Below are 17,575 nucleotides of genomic sequence, written 5' to 3'. Positions count from 1 at the left end.
CGGGCCACGATGACCGTTCTCGACTCGATTCTCGACGGGGTGCGCGCCGACGTCGCCGCCCGCGAAGCCGTCCTTGACTTCGCCGCAGTCAAGGCTGCCGCCGCTGCCGCACCGCCGGCCCTCGATGCCGCGGCCGCCCTGCTCGAGCCGGGCATCGGAGTCATCGCCGAGGTCAAGCGGGCCAGCCCCTCGAAGGGCGCGCTCGCCGACATCACCGATCCCGCCGAGTTGGCCGCCGCCTATCAGGCCGGTGGCGCCCGGGTGATCAGCGTGCTCACCGAGGAGCGCCGGTTCCAGGGGTCCCTCGCGGACCTCGACGCGGTCCGCCGCGCGGTGAGCATCCCGATCCTCCGCAAGGACTTCATCGTCGGGCCGTATCAGATCCACGAGGCCCGCGCGCACGGCGCCGACGTCGTGCTGCTCATCGTCGCCGCCCTCGAGCAGGACGCGCTCGCGTCGCTGATCGACCGCACCGAGTCGCTGGGCATGACGGCCCTCGTCGAGGTCCACACCGAGGAAGAGGCCAACCGTGCGCTCGAGGCGGGCGCCAAGGTCATCGGTGTGAACGCCCGCAATCTCAAGACGCTCGAGGTCGACAAGAACACGTTCGGCGAGATCGCTCCCGGGCTGCCCACCGAGACCATCAAGATCGCCGAGTCCGGTGTGCGCGGCACGGCCGACCTGCTGGCCTACGCCGGTGCGGGAGCCGACGCGGTGCTGGTCGGCGAAGGCCTCGTCACCAGCGGGGATCCGCGCAAGGCGGTGGCCGATCTGGTCAACGCCGGCGCTCACCCGTCCTGCCCCAAGCCGTCACGCTGACGTTGCGCCGGAGGAACTGACCCGGACGGCGGCGGAACCCGGCGTTGGGGCAGACTGGACCTGTGACTTCACGTAATCAGGAAACCGTCTTCAAGGGTGGCAATCTGCCGACTGCCAGCGCCGGAATCGCCGAGCGCACGACGCACGACCCCGACGCCGGAGGACACTTCGGCGTGTACGGCGGACGGCACGTGCCCGAGGCCCTGATGGCAGTGATCGAGGAGGTCACCGCCGAGTACGAGAAGGCCCGCGCCGACGACGCGTTCCTGAACGAACTCGATCGTCTCCAGCGCGACTACACCGGCCGTCCGTCCCCGATCTTCGAGGCGACACGGATGAGCGAGTTCGCCGGTGGGGCGCGGCTCATCCTCAAGCGCGAAGACCTCAACCACACTGGCTCGCACAAGATCAACAACGTGCTCGGTCAGGTGCTGCTCGCCAAGCGCATGGGCAAGACCCGCATCATCGCGGAGACCGGCGCCGGCCAGCACGGTGTCGCCACCGCCACCGCCTGCGCGCTCCTCGGCCTCGAATGCGTCATCTACATGGGTGCCGTCGACACCGAGCGGCAGGCGCTGAACGTCGCCCGCATGCGGTTGCTGGGCTCCTCGGTGGTGTCGGTCGAGTCGGGGTCGAGGACCCTGAAGGACGCCATCAACGAGGCGCTGCGCGACTGGGTCACCAACGCCCACAACACGTACTACTGCTTCGGCACTGCTGCCGGGCCGCACCCGTTCCCGACCATCGTCCGCGACTTCCAGCGCGTGGTCGGCCTGGAGGCGCGTGCCCAGGTGCAGGCGCTGACGGGCCGGCTGCCCGACGCGGTGACGGCGTGCGTCGGCGGCGGTTCCAATGCCATCGGCATCTTCCACGCGTTCCTCGACGACCCGGCCGTGCGGCTGGTCGGCTACGAGGCCGCCGGTGACGGCGTCGAGACCGGGCGGCACGCCGCCACGTTCGCGGCGGGCACCCCGGGCGCGTTCCAGGGCGCGTACTCGTACCTGTTGCAGGACGAGGACGGCCAGACCATCGAGTCGCACTCGATCTCCGCGGGCCTCGACTACCCCGGTGTCGGACCGGAGCACGCGCTCCTCAAGGACATCGGCCGCGCCACCTACGAGCCGGTCACCGACACGGAGGCCATGGACGCGCTGCGTCTGCTGTCCGAGCGTGAGGGCATCATCCCCGCCATCGAGTCCGCCCACGCCGTCGCCGGGTCGCTGCGACTGGGCCGCGAACTGGGGGAGGGCGCGATCATCGTCATCAGCCTGTCCGGGCGCGGCGACAAGGACATGGACACGGCCGCCAAGTGGTTCGGACTGTTCGATCCCGACGATTCGACCGAGACCACCACGACTGACAAGGAAGGTTCGGCCAAGTGAGCGAACGACTCTCGCGCCTCGCCCCGACGTTCGCGCAGTGCCGCGAGGAGAAGCGCGCCGCGCTCGTCGGGTACCTCCCGGCCGGTTTCCCCACCGTGCAGGAGTCCATCGACGTGTTCAAGGCGATGGTCGAATCCGGTTGCGACATCGTCGAGGTCGGCATCGCCTACTCCGACCCGGTGATGGACGGGCCCACCATCCAGGCGGCGGCCGAGACGGCGCTGCGGAACGGTGTCCGGGTGCGTGACGTGTTCACCGTCGTCGAGGCGATCGCCTCCGTGGGCGGCAAGGCCGTCGTGATGACGTACTGGAATCCGGTCCTGCAGTACGGGGTCGACAAGTTCTCCCGCGACCTGGCGAGCGCGGGTGGCCTCGGCCTGATCACGCCCAACCTGATCCCCGAGGAGGCCGGCGAGTGGATCGCCGCGTCGAAGGAACACGACCTCGACCGGATCTTCCTGGTGGCGCCGTCGTCGACCGAGGAACGCCTCGCGATGACCCTCGACGCCAGCAGCGGCTTCGTGTATGCCGCGTCCACGATGGGTGTCACCGGCGCCCGTGACGCGGTGTCGTCGATGGCACCCGAGCTGACGGCCCGCATCCGCGCCCACTCGGACATCCCGGTGGGTGTCGGACTGGGTGTCCGCTCCGGCGCGCAGGCCGCCGAGATCGCCGCGTACGCCGACGCGGTCATCGTCGGATCTGCGCTGGTCACGGCCGCGGAGAGCGGTCTGGACGCGGTGCGCTCGCTCACGAAGGAACTCGCCGAGGGCGTTCGCTCCGCTACCGTGGCGTCGTGACTTCCACTGTGGACATACTGGCCTACATTCCGAGTCCGCCTCAAGGGGTCTGGTATGTCGGACCGGTGGCCCTGCGCGCGTACGCGCTGTTCATCATCGTCGGGATCGTCGTCGCGATCGTGTGGGGTGACCGTCGCTGGGTCGCCCGCGGTGGCGAGAAGGGCACCGTCCTCGACATCGCCATCTGGGCGGTGCCGTTCGGCCTGATCGGCGGCCGTCTCTACCACGTGATGACCGACTGGCCGACGTACTTCGGGGAGGGCGGCGACCCCGTCGACGCCCTGAAGGTGTGGCAGGGCGGCCTCGGCATCTGGGGCGCCGTGGCGCTCGGCGGCGTCGGCGCCTGGATCGGTTGTCGTCGCCGCGGCATCCCGCTGCCTGCGCTCGGCGACGCGGTCGCGCCCGCAATCCTGCTGGCGCAGGCGATCGGCCGGCTCGGAAACTACTTCAACCAGGAACTCTACGGTCGCGAGACCGACGTGCCGTGGGGGCTCGAGATCTTCGAGCGGCGCAACGACGTGGGCCAGGTGTCACCGCAGCTGATCGACGGGGTGTCGACCGGCGAGGTCGCGTTCGTGGTGCATCCGACGTTCCTGTACGAGGCGCTGTGGAACGTGCTGATCGTTCTCCTGCTCGTGTGGGTCGATCGCCGCTTCCGCATCGGTCACGGCCGCCTCTTCGCCCTGTACGTGGCCGGATATTGCGCCGGCCGCTTCTGGATCGAACTGATGCGCAGCGATCATGCGAGCCTCATCGCCGGTGTCCGCGTGAACTCGTTCACCTCCGCCCTGGTGTTCGTCGCGGCCCTGGTGTACTTCTTCGCCGCGACGAAGGGCCGTGAGGACCCGGCCGAATTGCGGCCTGCCGACGGCGAACCGGTCGACAGCGAGACCATGGAGAAGGAGCCCGAGAAGAACGTCGAGGACGAGGGCACGGACGAGGACGCGCCCGCATCGGAGCCGGTATCGGACGACAAGGCCGCGAGTACTGCGAGTACCGGCGGCGAGGCGCGCACGAAGACCATCGACAGCAAGAAGGATGACGCGAATGACTGAACCGGGGAAAGCATCCGACGATTCCGGCAAGGGTGCATCCGAGGACGCACACAAGGTCGACCTGGGGAAGAGCAGCGACGGCACCGAGAACAGCACCGAGTCGAGCCCGCCGCCCGAGTTCGGCTCACCCTTCGATTACGACGCCACCGCCGAGGCCTCGCTGTCCCAGCCGCCGGCCACGTCGGACGCGACACCGTCACCGGGTTCATCCGGCACCGGACCGGGCTGGGACACCTACTCCGGTGTCGGTAACGGCCCGGGCTGGGGGTCCACGCCCACCTACCCGTCGCCGAGCGGCACCGAGCCGACGGCCCCGTTCCCGAACGTGGGCGAGCCGACTTCGCCGACAGCGCCCTACACCGGGTACGAGAAGCCCCAGCAGCAACCGGACGGTCCCACCTACGGCGCACCCGACCCCAACTACGGCGCGCAGTACGGGGCGGCTCCGCAGTCGTCGCAGGACTACCAGCAGCCCGGGTACCAGCAGCCGGGGTACGGACAGCAGCCGGGTTACCCCCAGCAGGGGTTCCCGCCGCCCGGATACGCCCCCGCCGGCTACAACGCGTACGCCGATCCGTCGGCGCCGTTCGGCAGGCACCCGCTGACGGGTGAGCCGTACTCCGACAAGTCCAAGCTGACCGCCGGCCTGCTGCAGATCTTCCTCGGCGGTTTCGGAGTCGGACGGTTCTACCTGAACCAGCCCGGCATCGCCGTGGCGCAGATCGCCGTCACGTGGCTCACCTGTGGAATCGGCGGAATCTGGCCGCTGGTCGACGGCATCATGATGCTGACCGGAAGCGTGAAGGACAAGTACGGACGACCTCTGCGGGAGCAGTGACGATCCCCGACCGAACTGTGGCCCGTGTTGCTGATGCGACACGGGCCACAGTGCTGTCCGGGGCCGGATTCGGCATATCTTGCGAGGTATCGGTCCTGGTAAGCTGAGCGCGCCGGGTGTATGTCCGGTTACAACCTTCACGGGCCGATGCTGTCCCGGTAGACCCCCGAAAAGCAGTTAGCGCCCGTCGTGGCGACCCCGCTAGCGGAGGCCGCCGACAGCACGTGCGGAGCGCACACACTGGTGGTCTTCCTGGCCGATGTGGAGGTATATCGGTGCTGTTCTCTCAGTTGCCTGGTCCCCAGGGCTTGTACGACCCGGACCAGGAAGTCGATTCCTGCGGCGTCGCCATGGTCGCGGACGTGCACGGCCGCCGCTCACACTCCATCGTCTCCGACGGACTCCTCGCACTCGAGAATCTCGAGCACCGCGGTGCGGCAGGATCGGAACCGAACAGCGGCGACGGCGCCGGCATCCTCCTCCAGCTCCCCACCGAATTTTTCGGGGACGTCGTCGACTTCGATCTCCCGGCGCCGCTCGAGGACGGCGGCAGCACGTACGCGGCGGGAATCTGCTTCCTCCCGCAGGACGCGCAGGCACGGGCGGCGGCGCAACGACGCGTGTCCGACCTCGCGGCCGAGGAGGGGCTCGAGATCCTCGGCTGGCGTCGGGTGCCCGTCGATCCGGACGGCGCGGACGTCGGCTCCACGGCCCGGGCCTGCGCGCCGCACATGAGCCAGTTGTTCGTCACCGCACCCGCCGTCGGCGGGATCCGGCCCGGCGGGCTGGCACTCGACCGCCTGGTCTACGCGCTGCGTAAGCGGGCCGAGCAGGTCACTCCCGAGGTCGAGTCCGAGGGCAGCGGCGTGTACTTCCCGTCCCTGTCGAGCCGGACCGTCGTCTACAAGGGAATGCTGACCACGTCCCAGCTGTCCCGTTACTTCCCGGACCTGCGCGACCCGCGGATGGCGAGTGCGATCGCGATCGTGCACAGCCGGTTCTCGACCAACACGTTCCCGTCCTGGCCGCTCGCGCATCCGTTCCGGTTCGTCGCGCACAACGGTGAGATCAACACGGTCCGCGGCAACCGGAACCGGATGCGCGCCCGCGAGGCGTTGCTGTCGAGTTCGGTGATCCGGGGCGACCTGCGCAGGTTGTATCCGATCTGCACCCCCGACGCGTCGGATTCGGCGTCGTTCGACGAGGTCCTCGAATTGCTGCACCTCGCCGGCCGCAGCGTGGCGCACGCGGTGATGATGATGGTGCCGGAGGCGTGGGAGAACGACACGTCGATGTGCCCCGACCGCCGGGCGTTCTATCAGTTCCACGCGTCGCTGATGGAGGCGTGGGACGGACCGGCGTGTGTGACGTTCACCGACGGGACCGTGGTCGGCGCCGTGCTGGACCGTAACGGCCTGCGTCCGGGACGCTGGTGGCAGACCGTCGACGGGCGGGTGGTCCTCGCGAGCGAGAGCGGTGTCCTCGACGTCCCGCAGGCGGAGGTCGTGGCGAAGGGCCGCCTCGAACCGGGGCAGATGTTCCTGGTCGACACGTCCGAGGGCCGGATCGTGCCCGACGAGGAGATCAAGATGCGGCTCGCGGCGGAGCGGCCGTACGCGGAGTGGCTGTACGCCGGTCTGCTCGAACTGAAGACGCTGCCGGATCGCCCGCACGCGCAGCACAACCACGAGTCGGTGGTGCGACGGCAGGTGGCGTTCGGGTACACCGAGGAGGATCTGCGGATCCTGCTCGCGCCGATGGCCGCGTCCGGCGGCGAGCCCCTCGGCTCGATGGGGACGGACACCCCGATCGCCGTCATGTCGCAGCGTTCGCGGCTGCTCTACGACTATTTCGTCGAACTGTTCGCGCAGGTCACGAATCCGCCGCTCGACGCGATCCGTGAAGAGATCGTGACGTCGCTGTCGCGGGTCATGGGACCGGAGCAGAACCTGCTCGAGCCGACCGCGGCGTCGTGCAGGCAGATCGTGCTGCCGTGGCCGGTGCTCGACAACGAAGAGCTGAACAAGATCATCAACGTCAACGCGGACGGCAACCATCCGGGGCTGGCCGCGGCGGTGCTGCGCGCGCTGTACGACGTGGAACGCGGCGGTGCGGGGATGGCCGAGGCGATCGAGGAAGTGCGGGCTCAGGCGAGCGCCGCGATCGCGGACGGCTATCGGACGCTGGTGATCTCGGACCGTGACTCCGACCACACCCGCGCGCCGATCCCGTCGCTGCTCGCGGTCGCCGCGGTGCACCATCACCTGGTGCGGACCAAGGAACGCACCAAGGTGGCGCTGGTCGTCGAATCCGGTGACGCCCGCGAGGTCCACCACCTGGCGCTGCTCATCGGGTACGGGGCCGCGGCCGTCAACCCGTACCTCGCGATGGAGTCGATCGAGGACCTCGTGTCCGAGGGCGAACTCACCGGCGTCGAGCACACGATCGCCGTGCGGAACTATCTCACCGCTCTCGGCAAGGGTGTGCTCAAGGTGATGTCGAAGATGGGCATCTCCACCGTCGGCTCGTACACCGCGGCGCAGGTGTTCGAGGCGATCGGCCTGGACCGCGATCTCGTCCACGAGTACTTCACGGGCACCGTCAGCAAGCTGGGCGGCGCCGGTCTCGACGAGATCGCCCGCGAGGTCACCGTCCGTCACAGGCAGGCGTACCCGGACAACCCGGCCGAGTTCGCCCACCGGCGGCTCGAGGACGGCGGCGAGTACCAGTTCCGCCGCGACGGCGAACTGCACCTGTTCACCCCGGAGACGGTGTTTCTGCTGCAGCACGCCACCCGCACCGGTCAGCACACGGTGTTCGCGAAGTACAGCGAGGAGGTGAACCGCCTGGCCGAGGCCGGTGGCGCACTGCGCGGCCTGTTCACGTTCCGGGAGGGTGTGCGCCCGCCGGTGCCGCTGGACGAGGTGGAACCGGTCGAGCGGATCGTCACCCGGTTCAACACCGGCGCGATGAGTTACGGCTCGATCTCCGCCGAGGCTCACGAGACGATGGCCGTCGCGATGAACAATCTCGGCGGACGCTCCAATACGGGCGAGGGCGGCGAGAACGTCGACCGTCTCTACGATCCGTCGCGCCGCAGCGCCGTCAAGCAGGTGGCGAGCGGGCGGTTCGGTGTCACCAGCGACTACCTGATCAACGCCAGCGACATCCAGATCAAGATGGCGCAGGGCGCCAAGCCCGGTGAGGGCGGCCAGTTGCCGGCGTACAAGGTGTACCCATGGGTCGCGGAGACAAGGCACTCGACGCCGGGGGTCGGGCTGATCTCGCCGCCACCGCACCACGACATCTACTCGATCGAGGATCTCGCCCAGCTGATTCACGACCTGAAGAACGCCAACGACCGGGCCCGGGTCCACGTGAAGCTGGTCAGCTCGGTGGGTGTGGGAACGGTCGCCGCAGGCGTCAGCAAGGCACACGCCGACGTGGTCCTGATCTCCGGGAACGACGGCGGAACCGGCGCCACCCCGCTGACGTCGATGAAGCATGCCGGGGCGCCGTGGGAGATCGGGCTGGCCGATGCCCAGCAGACACTCGTGCTCAACGGTCTCCGCGACCGCATCACCGTCCAGTGCGACGGCGGGATGCGCACCGCGCGGGACGTCGTGGTCGCGGCGCTCCTGGGTGCGGAGGAGTTCGGGTTCTCGACGGCCCCGCTGATCGTGGCGGGCTGCATCATGATGCGGGTCTGCCACCTCGACACCTGCCCGGTCGGTGTCGCCACCCAGAACCCGGAACTCCGCAAGCGGTATACCGGCAAACCGGAGTTCGTGGAGGAGTTCTTCCGCTTCGTCGCCGAGGACGTGCGCCGGTACCTGGCGGACCTCGGGTTCCGCAGCATCGACGAGGCCGTCGGTCACGCCGATGTCCTCGAGACCGCGCAGGGGATCGCGCACTGGAAGAATCGCGGACTCGACCTGACCCCGATCTTCGCCGTGCCCACCGGGCCGGACGGGACGCCGCTGCCGCAGCGGCGCCGGGACCGCGATCAGGACCACGGACTGGACCGGGCGCTGGACCGGACGCTCATCCAACTGGCCGAGGGTGCCCTCGAGGACGCGCACGCCGTGGAGATCGAGATGCCGGTGCGCAACGTCAACCGGACCGTCGGCACGCTGCTCGGCGCGGAGGTCACCCGCCGGTACGGCGCCGCCGGGCTGCCGGACGACACGATCCGGCTCACGTTCACCGGTTCCGCCGGGCAGTCGCTCGGCGCATTCCTGCCGCCGGGTATCACCATCGACCTGACCGGTGACGCCAACGACTACGTCGGCAAGGGATTGTCGGGCGGGCGGATCGTGGTCCGTCCCGCCGACGACGTCCTGTTCGTCCCCGAAACCCAGGTGATCGCGGGCAACACCCTGCTCTACGGCGCCACCTCGGGCGAGCTGTATCTCCGGGGCCGCGTCGGCGAACGCTTCTCGGTGCGCAACTCCGGTGCGTCGGCCGTCGTGGAGGGCGTCGGCGACCACGCCTGCGAGTACATGACGGGCGGGCGGGTCGTGATCCTCGGACCGACCGGCCGGAACATGGCGGCCGGTATGTCCGGCGGCATCGCCTACGTCCTCGACCTCGACCCCGGGGACGTGAACCCGGCGATGGTGAAGCTCCTGCAACCCGACCCGGACGACCTCGACTGGTTGTGCGGCGCGGTCACCCGCCACCACCGGTGGACCGGTTCCGCGGTGGCGGCGTCGGTGCTCGCCGACTGGCCCCGGCGCTCCGCGTTGTTCACCAAGGTGATGCCGGTGGACTACCAGCGGGTGCTGGACGCGACCCGGATCGCCAAGGCCGAGGGACTCGACGTCGACACTGCGATCATGGAGGCGGCACGTGGCTGATCCGCAGGGCTTTCTGCACATCGTCAAGAAGGAGGCGCGCAAGCGTCCGGTCGCGGAGCGGGTGCACGACTGGCACGAGGTGTACGCGCCGCAGAGTCCGGCGGAGCGGGCCGCCGAGGTGTCCGAGCAGGCCGCACGGTGTATGGACTGCGGAATCCCGTTCTGCCACTCGGGAAGTGCGGGCTGCCCGCTGGGCAACCTCATTCCGGAGTGGAACGACCTGGTGCGGCGCGGCCGCTGGTCGGCGGCCAGTGAGCGCCTGCATGCCACGAACAACTTCCCGGAGTTCACGGGGCGGGTGTGTCCGGCGCCGTGCGAGTCGGCGTGTGTGCTCGCCCTCGCCGACACCCACACGACCGGCAGCGTCACCATCAAGCGGATCGAACAGGCCATCGCCGACGTCGCGTGGGAGTCCGGCACGGTGGTGCCCAAGCCGCCGATGATCGCCACGGGCCGCAAGGTCGCGGTGGTCGGTTCCGGGCCGGCCGGTCTCGCGGCGGCACAGCAGCTGACCCGGGCGGGGCACGACGTCACCGTCTACGAGCGCGACGACCGGCTCGGGGGACTGCTGCGGTACGGCATCCCGGAATTCAAGATGGAGAAGGCGATCCTCGATCAGCGCCTGATGCAGATGCGCGCCGAGGGAACGCACTTCGTCACCGATTGCGAGGTCGGCGTCGACCTCACCGTGGAGCAGATGCGCGAGAACTTCGACGCCGTCGTGCTCGCGATCGGCGCGCTCCGGGGCCGTGACAACACGACCGTCGAAGGCAGGGAGCTGAACGGGATCCACCTCGCGATGGAACACCTCGTCACCTCGAACAAGGAATGCGAGGGTGACGGTCCCGCGACGATCACCGCCAAGGGCAAGCACGTCGTCATCATCGGCGGCGGCGACACCGGGGCCGACTGCCTCGGAACGGCGCACCGCCAGGGCGCGCTGTCGGTGACCCAGCTGGACTACAACCCGGAGTTGCCGACGGATCGGGACGAGGCCGCGACGCCGTGGCCGGCGTGGCCGATGGTGCTGCGCACGTCGCCCGCGCACGCCGAGGGCGGTGTCCGCCGGTATCAGGTCGCGGTGCAACGCTTCCTCGGTGACGCGAACGGGAACGTCCGATCCATGGTCCTCGCCGAGGTCCGGGTCACCCGCGAGGACGGCACACGCATCATCACGCCGGTCGGCGAGGAGATCGAATTGCCCTGCGAACTGGCGCTTTTCGCGATCGGATTCGAGGGTGTCGATCTCGGACCGCTGCTCGACGACTACGGGCTGTCGCCCACCCGGCGCGGATCGCTCTCCTGCGGACCGGATTGGCAGACCACCGCACCCGGGGTCTTCGTCTGCGGGGACGCGCACCGCGGCGCGTCGCTCGTGGTGTGGGCGATCGCGGAGGGCAGGTCCGCGGCGCACGCCGTCGACGTGTATCTGACCGGGGCGTCGGACCTCCCGTCGCCGGTGCATCCGACGGCGCTCCCGCTGGCAGTCGTCTAAATGGAGAAGGGCGCGCGGGACGACTAGGCTCGAGGCCGTGAACCGACGCACGAAGATCGTATGCACACTTGGACCTGCTACCGCCACCGGTGACCGTATTCGCGAGCTCGTCGAAAGCGGTATGGACGTGGCGCGGCTGAATTTCAGCCACGGCGAACACGCCGACCACGAGGAGAACTACAAACGCGTCCGGGCCGCCTCGGACGCGACGGGCAAGGCGGTCGGTGTCCTCGCCGACCTCCAGGGCCCGAAGATCCGGCTCGGCCGGTTCGCCGAGGGTCGCACCACGTGGGCCAACGGTGAGGAAGTGCGGATCACCGTCGACGACGTCGACGGCACCCACGACCGGGTGTCGACCACGTACAAGCAGCTCGCCGAGGACGCCAAGCCCGGCGACCGGCTGCTCGTCGACGACGGCAAGGTCGGTCTCGTCGTCTCCGGTGTGGAGGGCAACGACGTGATCTGCCGGGTCACCGAGGGTGGCCCGGTCAGCAACAACAAGGGTGTGTCCCTGCCGGGGATGAACGTGTCGGTCCCGGCGCTGTCGGAGAAGGACATCGCCGACCTCGAGTTCGCGCTCGGCCTCGGCGTCGACTTCATCGCGCTGTCGTTCGTGCGGTCGCCGGCCGATGTGGAACTGGTTCACGCCGTGATGGATCGGGTCGGTCGCCGGATCCCGGTGATCGCGAAGCTCGAGAAGCCGGAGGCGATCGACAACCTCGAGGCGATCGTGCTGGCGTTCGACGCGGTGATGGTCGCCCGCGGTGACCTGGGTGTGGAGTTGCCGCTCGAGCAGGTGCCGCTGGTGCAGAAGCGGGCGATCCAGATCGCCCGGGAGAACGCGAAGCCGGTCATCGTGGCCACCCAGATGCTCGAGTCGATGATCGAGAACTCGCGGCCCACCCGCGCCGAGGCGTCCGACGTCGCGAACGCGGTCCTCGACGGTGCGGACGCGGTGATGCTGTCCGGTGAGACGTCGGTCGGTAAGTACGTGATGGAGACGGTGCGCACGATGGCGCGGATCGTCGAGGCGGTGGAGAACGAGTCCACCCAGGTGCCGCCGCTGACGCATGTGCCGCGCACCAAGCGGGGTGTCATCTCGTACGCCGCCCGCGACATCGGGGAGCGCCTGGACGCGAAGGCGCTGGTCGCGTTCACCCAGTCCGGGGACACGGTGCGCCGCCTGGCGCGGCTGCACACGCCGCTGCCGTTGCTGGCGTTCACCCCGTTGCCGGAGGTGCGCAGCCAGTTGTCGCTGACGTGGGGAACGGAGACGTTCATCGTCGACCCGGTCGACAGCACGGACGCGATGGTGCGGCAGGTCGACCACGCGCTGCTCGGGTTGGGCCGGTACCAGAAGGGTGAACTGGTGGTCATCGTGGCCGGGTCGCCGCCCGGCACCGTAGGCTCGACCAACCTGATCCACGTCCACAGAATCGGCGAAGAGGACCACTAGGTGAGCGAAGTCGCGGCGAAGACCGATCTCCAGACCCTGCTCGAACTTCTCGATCTCGAGAGGACCGGCGAGGACACGTACCGAGGTCGGCATCCCGCGCAGGTGGGGAGCCGGACGTTCGGCGGCCAGTTGATTTCCCAGGCACTGGTCGCCGCCGGCCGCACCGTGAGCGGCGAGCGCGCTGTGCACGCGATCAACGCCCACTTCATCCGCGGCGGCGACGTCAAGGAACCCATCGAATACCGCGTCGAGCGGCACCGCGACGGCCGGGCATTCGCGAACCGTCAGGTCACGGCGCTGCAGAACGGTGAGGAACTGTTCGTCATGCTGGCGGCGTTCCAGGATTGGGGCAAGGGTCTCGAGCACGCGGTCGAGGTGCCCGACGTCCCGTTCCCGGACACGCTGCCGCCGCTGGGCGACCACTTCCTGGGTTACGAGGACCGGCTGAAGATGTTCGTCGACGCCCTCAAACCGATCGACATGCGTTACGCGAACGACCCGTCCTGGATCATGAAGGGCACCGGGGAGAAGCTCACCCACAACCGGGTCTGGATGAAATCGGACGGCGACCTTCCGGACGACCCGCTGATACACGTGGCCGTGATGGGCTACTCGTCGGACACCACGGTCCTGGATTCCATCATCACCACCCACGGATTGTCGTGGGGGCTGGACCGGATCGTCGCAGCCACCGTCAACCATTCCATCTGGTTCCACCGGCCGTTCCGGTTCGACGACTGGACGCTCTACGCCACCGAGTCGCCGGTCGCCGCGGGGTCCCGCGGCCTCGCGACGGGGCGGTTCTTCTCCCTCGAGGGCGAGTTGCTGGCCACCGTCGTCCAGGAGGGTCTCATCCGCCACTTCCCGCCGCGGAAGTAGCGGCCCGTCATTCCTTTGCCACCGAACGGTTTTGAACGGTAGTTCAACTGGTGGCTGCGGCGTATGGTCGGTCTGGAATCTCCGAAACGGAACGGACGTGCACAATGAGCGCAGACGCACCCGAGCAGAAGAACTCCGGCCGACAGGCCGAGACCGAAGTGCCCCTTCCCGACGACGAGGCGCTTGCCGAAGCCAAGAAGAAGGTGGAGGAGATCGACGCCCGCTACGAGCCGGGCGCCCGCGAGACGGTAGTCCTGCCCGGCTCCGACGGCACGGTGTCGGGTACCGCCTTCGACGATTACGTCGACGACGAGGGCAACCTGAAAAAGCCTGAGCCCGAGAAGGACTCGTAGACTCCCCGTCGTCGGGGCCCGTTCTCCCTGCCCGGTGTCCCACCTGTGCGGCGAAACCGCCCAAATGGGACATCGGGCGACGTGTGTGTGCGGATCGACGCGTGTCCTGCGCGTATCTCTCGCCGACGACCGAGGTCCGGGGTTAGACTTCGCCATCTTTTCTGGTGAGTTTCACCTCGTGATCGGGGATATGGGTCGTGGACTGGAACAACGTCGTCTGGGACAGCGCAATGTGGCTGCTCAAGGCCTACGTCATGACTGTCGTCGCGTTCGTCGTCGTAGTGATACTGCTCGCGCGGTTCACCAAATGGGGAAGGCAGTTCTGGCGCTTCGCCGCGCCGTACTTCAATCCGCGGCGCAGCCTCAAGCCGTTGACCATCCTGGCGGTGTTGCTGCTGTCGACGGTCTTCGCGGTGCGGATGACGGTGCTGTTCTCCTACTGGTACAACGACTTCTACGATTCGATCCAGAATCTGGACGAATCGGCGTTCTGGCACTTCCTCCGCGTATTCGCCCTTCTGGCGACGGTCCACGTGGTGCGGGCCCTGATCGAGTACCTGATCGGGCAGACCCTCGACATCGACTGGCGGACGTGGCTCAACCACCATCTCGTCGACGACTGGCTCGACAGCCGCGCCTACTACCGTGACCGGTTCCTGGACGACGCGATCGACAACCCGGACCAGCGCGTCCAGGCCGACATCACCAACTTCGTGACCACGTCCCGCTCGCTGTCGATGGGCGCGGTGACCGCCGTGCTGTCGATCGTGTCGTTCACGGGAATCCTGTGGGATCTGTCCGGCCCGATGACGGTGTTCGGCGTCGAGATCTCGCGGGCGATGATCTTCCTCGTCTACATCTACGTACTGGTGACTACGGTGGTGGCGTTCTGGATCGGCAAGCCGCTCATCAAGCTGAACTTCCTCAACGAGAAACTGGGCGCCAACTTCCGCTACGCGCTGATCCGGGTGCGGGAGTACGGCGAGAGCATCGCGTTCTACCGCGGCGAGAACGTCGAGCGCCGCACACTCGCCGGACGGTTCGCGGACGTCATCCGGAACATGTGGCAGATCGTTTTCCGGACGTTGAAGTTCAGCGGATGGAACCTCACCGTCAACCAGACGGCCGTCATCTTCCCGTTCCTCGTGCAGGGTCCGCGACTGTTCACCGGTCAGGTGTCGCTCGGTGACGTGATGCAGACGTCGCAGGCGTTCGGCCAGGTCCACGACTCCCTGTCCTTCTTCCGTGAGTCGTACGCCGACTTCGCGAGTTTCCGCGCCACCCTCATCCGACTCAACGGTCTGGCCAACGACAACCAGCATGCCGCCGAACTTCCGATCCTGAAGACCGGCAAGTCGGGCGACGACCTCCAGGTCGAGAAGCTGGACGTGCGCATCCCGACGGGGCAGACCCTCATCGAGGGCCTCGAGCTCACCGTGACCCCCGGGCAGTCGTTGCTGGTCAAGGGCCCGTCTGGCTCGGGCAAGACCACCCTGCTCCGCACGCTCGCCGATCTGTGGCCGTACGCCGACGGCACGGTGTCGCGGCCCGCGGGGGAGGCGATCTTCCTGTCCCAGCGCCCGTACCTTCCGCTCGGTTCGCTGCGGACCGCGCTGGCGTACCCGAAAGAGCCGACGGCGTCCGACGACATCGTGCGCGACGCGCTGTCGAAGGTGTCGCTCGGCAATCTGGGGGATCGGCTCGACGAGACCGCCGACTGGACGCGGATCCTGTCGCCGGGTGAGCAGCAGCGTCTCGCGTTCGCGCGGGTGCTGATCGCACGCCCCGCGGTGATCTTCCTCGACGAGGCCACGTCGGCCATCGACGAGGGCCTCGAATACACGCTCTACACCCTGCTCAGGACCGAACTCCCGGACAGCATCGTGGTGAGCGTGGGCCACCGCAGTACCCTCAATCAATTCCATTCCCGCGGTGTGGAACTCGAAGGGGAGGGGCGGTGGACGGAGTCGGAACTCGTGGGGTGACGAGCTACCCGGCGGCCGGTCGAGTCGTGAATTGCAGGACGCGGTAGGGGTCGCCGGTCGTCGTGTTCCATTGCGACACAAGCAGATGCAGCTCGCCCAACGTGGACCCCGGGTGGATGAATCCGCCGTAGATCTGCGCCCACGTGCCGTCCGCAGCTCCCCAGTCGCCCCCGGCGACCTGCACGGTCGGTTCCGACCACAGTCCGTCGATCCGGTCCGCGGTGCGTGTGACGATCGCGTACGCGGTGGGGTCGAAGTACGCGAGGACCCAGGTGCCGTCGATCCGTCGCAGGCACATCTCCCCGACGGGGCCCGGCAGGATCGGGGTCGCGGGCTGTCCCCACGCCCACCCCGTACCGCGGTCCCAGCCCCAGTCCTCGTAGGCACCGGGCTCGAGGATGCGCGATTCGGGGACCCGCCGGAGGATCATCCCACCCGGATTGGTGCGGTCGAACGCGCTCGAGACGACGTAGACGTAGCCGTCGTGCCGTTCCATGGTCCACAGCTGATCGAGTGACCCACCGCGGTTGTCCCAGCGGGCGGGTGAGCGGTGCCAGTTCTCGCCGCCGTCGTCGGACCAGGCGAGATACGTGAAGTTCGTCGGCCACGCACGCGACCGCCACGAGTGCACACTGACGACGGACAGATAGGTCCGGTCACCGATCGTGACGGCGTCAGCGGGAACGACGGTGAACTCGCTGCCCGCAGATTCCCGGTCGGGGAGTTCGCGGACGTCGTGCGCGTTCGGCAGGATCTCCGTCGCCGTCCGGCCGCCGGCCGCGGATTCGAACTCGATGCCGCCCCGGAGATCGGTTGTGGTGGAGCGCAACATCACGGGGCTGCGCCACCGTCTACCGCTTCGGCCGCGTGAGCTGAACGTGTCGCCGAAGAAGAACGCGACTCTGCCGTCGGCCAGGCGTGTGGGACAGCCGAGGTCGGTGCCGTGCACACCCCAACGCCGCGTCGCCTCGCCGGTGACCTCCTTGACGAACGTCGCTGCCGGTGTGGTCGTGCTGCCCGGGATACGCACTCCTCCCGTCGGTGAATCCGGTGGTCAGGACGTCTTGCGGTACGATGCCGCGAGTTCGTCGGCCCGATCCCACGGGGACCAGTCGACTTCGCGGCCGTCCAGTTGCGCTTCGACCACCTCGAGTCCCGCGTGCCAGCCGGCGGCGTGGGCGTAGGCGGATTCCTCTTCTTCCACGGTGTGGGTGAGCGTCAGCCAGCAGCCTCCGCTGCCGTCGGGGACGAGTTCCCAGTGCAGGGTTTCGGCGTCCCACAGGTATTCGAGGATGTGCGCGGGATGCACCGAGATGACCGTCCCCGTGGTGGTCTGATCTGCGGGCAATCCGAATCGGCGCACCTGCTCCGGCGTCACACGGAAGACGAGTTCGGCACCCGGAGTGAGGTCGAACTCGACGTCGGCGGGGAACCAGGCCTTCAGGTACTGCGGGTCGGTGAGAACACGCCACACCTTCTCCGGCGAGTGCGAGAGCGCTTGCTGGAATCGAAGGGCTACCCGCCCGTCGTAGGTGAAAGTGACGGTGCCGAGCTCCATGGGTGACCTCCGTGCTCGAGGGCGTACCTGTCCCACCATGGTACTGGCAGGACGGCTCAGATCCCCAGGATCGGGCACAAAAAACCGCCGCTACCT

Annotated in this window: 13 protein-coding genes; 11 read left to right on the top strand and 2 right to left on the bottom strand. The window is 68.3% G+C overall.

Annotation, left to right across the window (positions count from 1 at the left end):
• Nucleotides 1–9: 9 nt before the first annotated feature.
• The 11 genes from trpC (at nucleotide 10) to QM806_RS03275 (ending at nucleotide 15,921) form a co-directional block, all read left to right on the top strand.
• A complete protein-coding gene (gene trpC / locus QM806_RS03325; protein WP_005260348.1) occupies nucleotides 10–819 on the top strand; it encodes an indole-3-glycerol phosphate synthase TrpC in 810 nt (269 codons plus the stop codon).
• 62 nt (nucleotides 820–881) lie between these two features.
• Nucleotides 882–2,201 carry a tryptophan synthase subunit beta gene (gene trpB, locus QM806_RS03320; protein ID WP_005260350.1) on the top strand — a complete coding sequence of 440 codons (1,320 nt, stop codon included), beginning with the start codon at nucleotides 882–884 and terminating at the stop codon, nucleotides 2,199–2,201.
• Nucleotides 2,198–3,001 (top strand): tryptophan synthase subunit alpha, encoded by an 804-nt coding sequence (gene trpA / locus QM806_RS03315; protein WP_005247486.1) that lies wholly within the window; start codon nucleotides 2,198–2,200, stop codon nucleotides 2,999–3,001. Before trpB ends, trpA begins: the two co-directional genes overlap by 4 nt.
• The gene (lgt, locus tag QM806_RS03310) at nucleotides 2,998–4,056 is read left to right on the top strand and encodes a prolipoprotein diacylglyceryl transferase (RefSeq protein ID WP_065491629.1); all 1,059 of its coding nucleotides are present in this window, start codon (nucleotides 2,998–3,000) and stop codon (nucleotides 4,054–4,056) included. The genes trpA and lgt overlap by 4 nt, the downstream gene beginning before the upstream one ends.
• Nucleotides 4,049–4,894 (top strand): TM2 domain-containing protein, encoded by an 846-nt coding sequence (locus QM806_RS03305; protein ID WP_005564108.1) that lies wholly within the window; start codon nucleotides 4,049–4,051, stop codon nucleotides 4,892–4,894. Before lgt ends, QM806_RS03305 begins: the two co-directional genes overlap by 8 nt.
• A gap of 275 nt (nucleotides 4,895–5,169) precedes the next feature.
• The gene (gltB, locus tag QM806_RS03300) at nucleotides 5,170–9,753 is read left to right on the top strand and encodes a glutamate synthase large subunit (RefSeq protein ID WP_283290311.1); all 4,584 of its coding nucleotides are present in this window, start codon (nucleotides 5,170–5,172) and stop codon (nucleotides 9,751–9,753) included.
• Nucleotides 9,746–11,248, top strand: coding sequence for a glutamate synthase subunit beta (locus QM806_RS03295; protein ID WP_065491627.1), 1,503 nt, complete (start codon nucleotides 9,746–9,748; stop codon nucleotides 11,246–11,248). The genes gltB and QM806_RS03295 overlap by 8 nt, the downstream gene beginning before the upstream one ends.
• A 37-nt stretch (nucleotides 11,249–11,285) precedes the next feature.
• Nucleotides 11,286–12,704, top strand: coding sequence for a pyruvate kinase (gene pyk, locus QM806_RS03290; protein WP_120660713.1), 1,419 nt, complete (start codon nucleotides 11,286–11,288; stop codon nucleotides 12,702–12,704).
• The gene (locus QM806_RS03285; RefSeq protein WP_005260362.1) at nucleotides 12,705–13,583 is read left to right on the top strand and encodes an acyl-CoA thioesterase; all 879 of its coding nucleotides are present in this window, start codon (nucleotides 12,705–12,707) and stop codon (nucleotides 13,581–13,583) included. It begins immediately after the preceding gene.
• A gap of 104 nt (nucleotides 13,584–13,687) precedes the next feature.
• Entirely contained in the window at nucleotides 13,688–13,936 is a 249-nt protein-coding gene (locus tag QM806_RS03280; RefSeq protein WP_005260364.1) for a hypothetical protein, read from the top strand.
• 197 nt (nucleotides 13,937–14,133) lie between these two features.
• Nucleotides 14,134–15,921 (top strand): ABC transporter ATP-binding protein/permease, encoded by a 1,788-nt coding sequence (locus QM806_RS03275; RefSeq protein WP_005565500.1) that lies wholly within the window; start codon nucleotides 14,134–14,136, stop codon nucleotides 15,919–15,921.
• 4 nt (nucleotides 15,922–15,925) lie between these two features.
• On the opposite strand, the gene QM806_RS03270 is transcribed toward QM806_RS03275, so the two are convergent.
• Both QM806_RS03270 and QM806_RS03265 read right to left on the bottom strand, forming a co-directional pair.
• On the bottom strand, nucleotides 15,926–16,951 hold the full coding sequence (locus QM806_RS03270) for a glycoside hydrolase family 183 protein (RefSeq protein WP_005565498.1): 1,026 nt from the start codon (nucleotides 16,949–16,951) through the stop codon (nucleotides 15,926–15,928).
• 24 nt (nucleotides 16,952–16,975) lie between these two features.
• Nucleotides 16,976–17,479 (bottom strand): SRPBCC family protein, encoded by a 504-nt coding sequence (locus tag QM806_RS03265; protein ID WP_005260370.1) that lies wholly within the window; start codon nucleotides 17,477–17,479, stop codon nucleotides 16,976–16,978.
• Nucleotides 17,480–17,575 lie beyond the last annotated feature (96 nt).

Origin of the sequence: Rhodococcus sp. IEGM 1351, from assembly GCF_030056875.1 — a bacterium.
GTDB lineage: Bacteria > Actinomycetota > Actinomycetes > Mycobacteriales > Mycobacteriaceae > Rhodococcus_F > Rhodococcus_F opacus.
Note: the sequence above shows the minus strand (reverse complement) of the source record. Positions and strands in the feature narration are given on the sequence as shown.

What these genes read in the sequence shown, in the direction of transcription:
- trpC (WP_005260348.1), top strand. Translation starts at nt 10, where the DNA reads ATGACCGTTCTCGACTCGATTCTCGACGGGGTGCGCGCCGACGTCGCC.
- QM806_RS03305 (WP_005564108.1), top strand. Translation starts at nt 4,049, where the DNA reads ATGACTGAACCGGGGAAAGCATCCGACGATTCCGGCAAGGGTGCATCC.
- QM806_RS03280 (WP_005260364.1), top strand. Translation starts at nt 13,688, where the DNA reads ATGAGCGCAGACGCACCCGAGCAGAAGAACTCCGGCCGACAGGCCGAG.
- QM806_RS03265 (WP_005260370.1), bottom strand. Translation starts at nt 17,479, where the DNA reads ATGGAGCTCGGCACCGTCACTTTCACCTACGACGGGCGGGTAGCCCTT.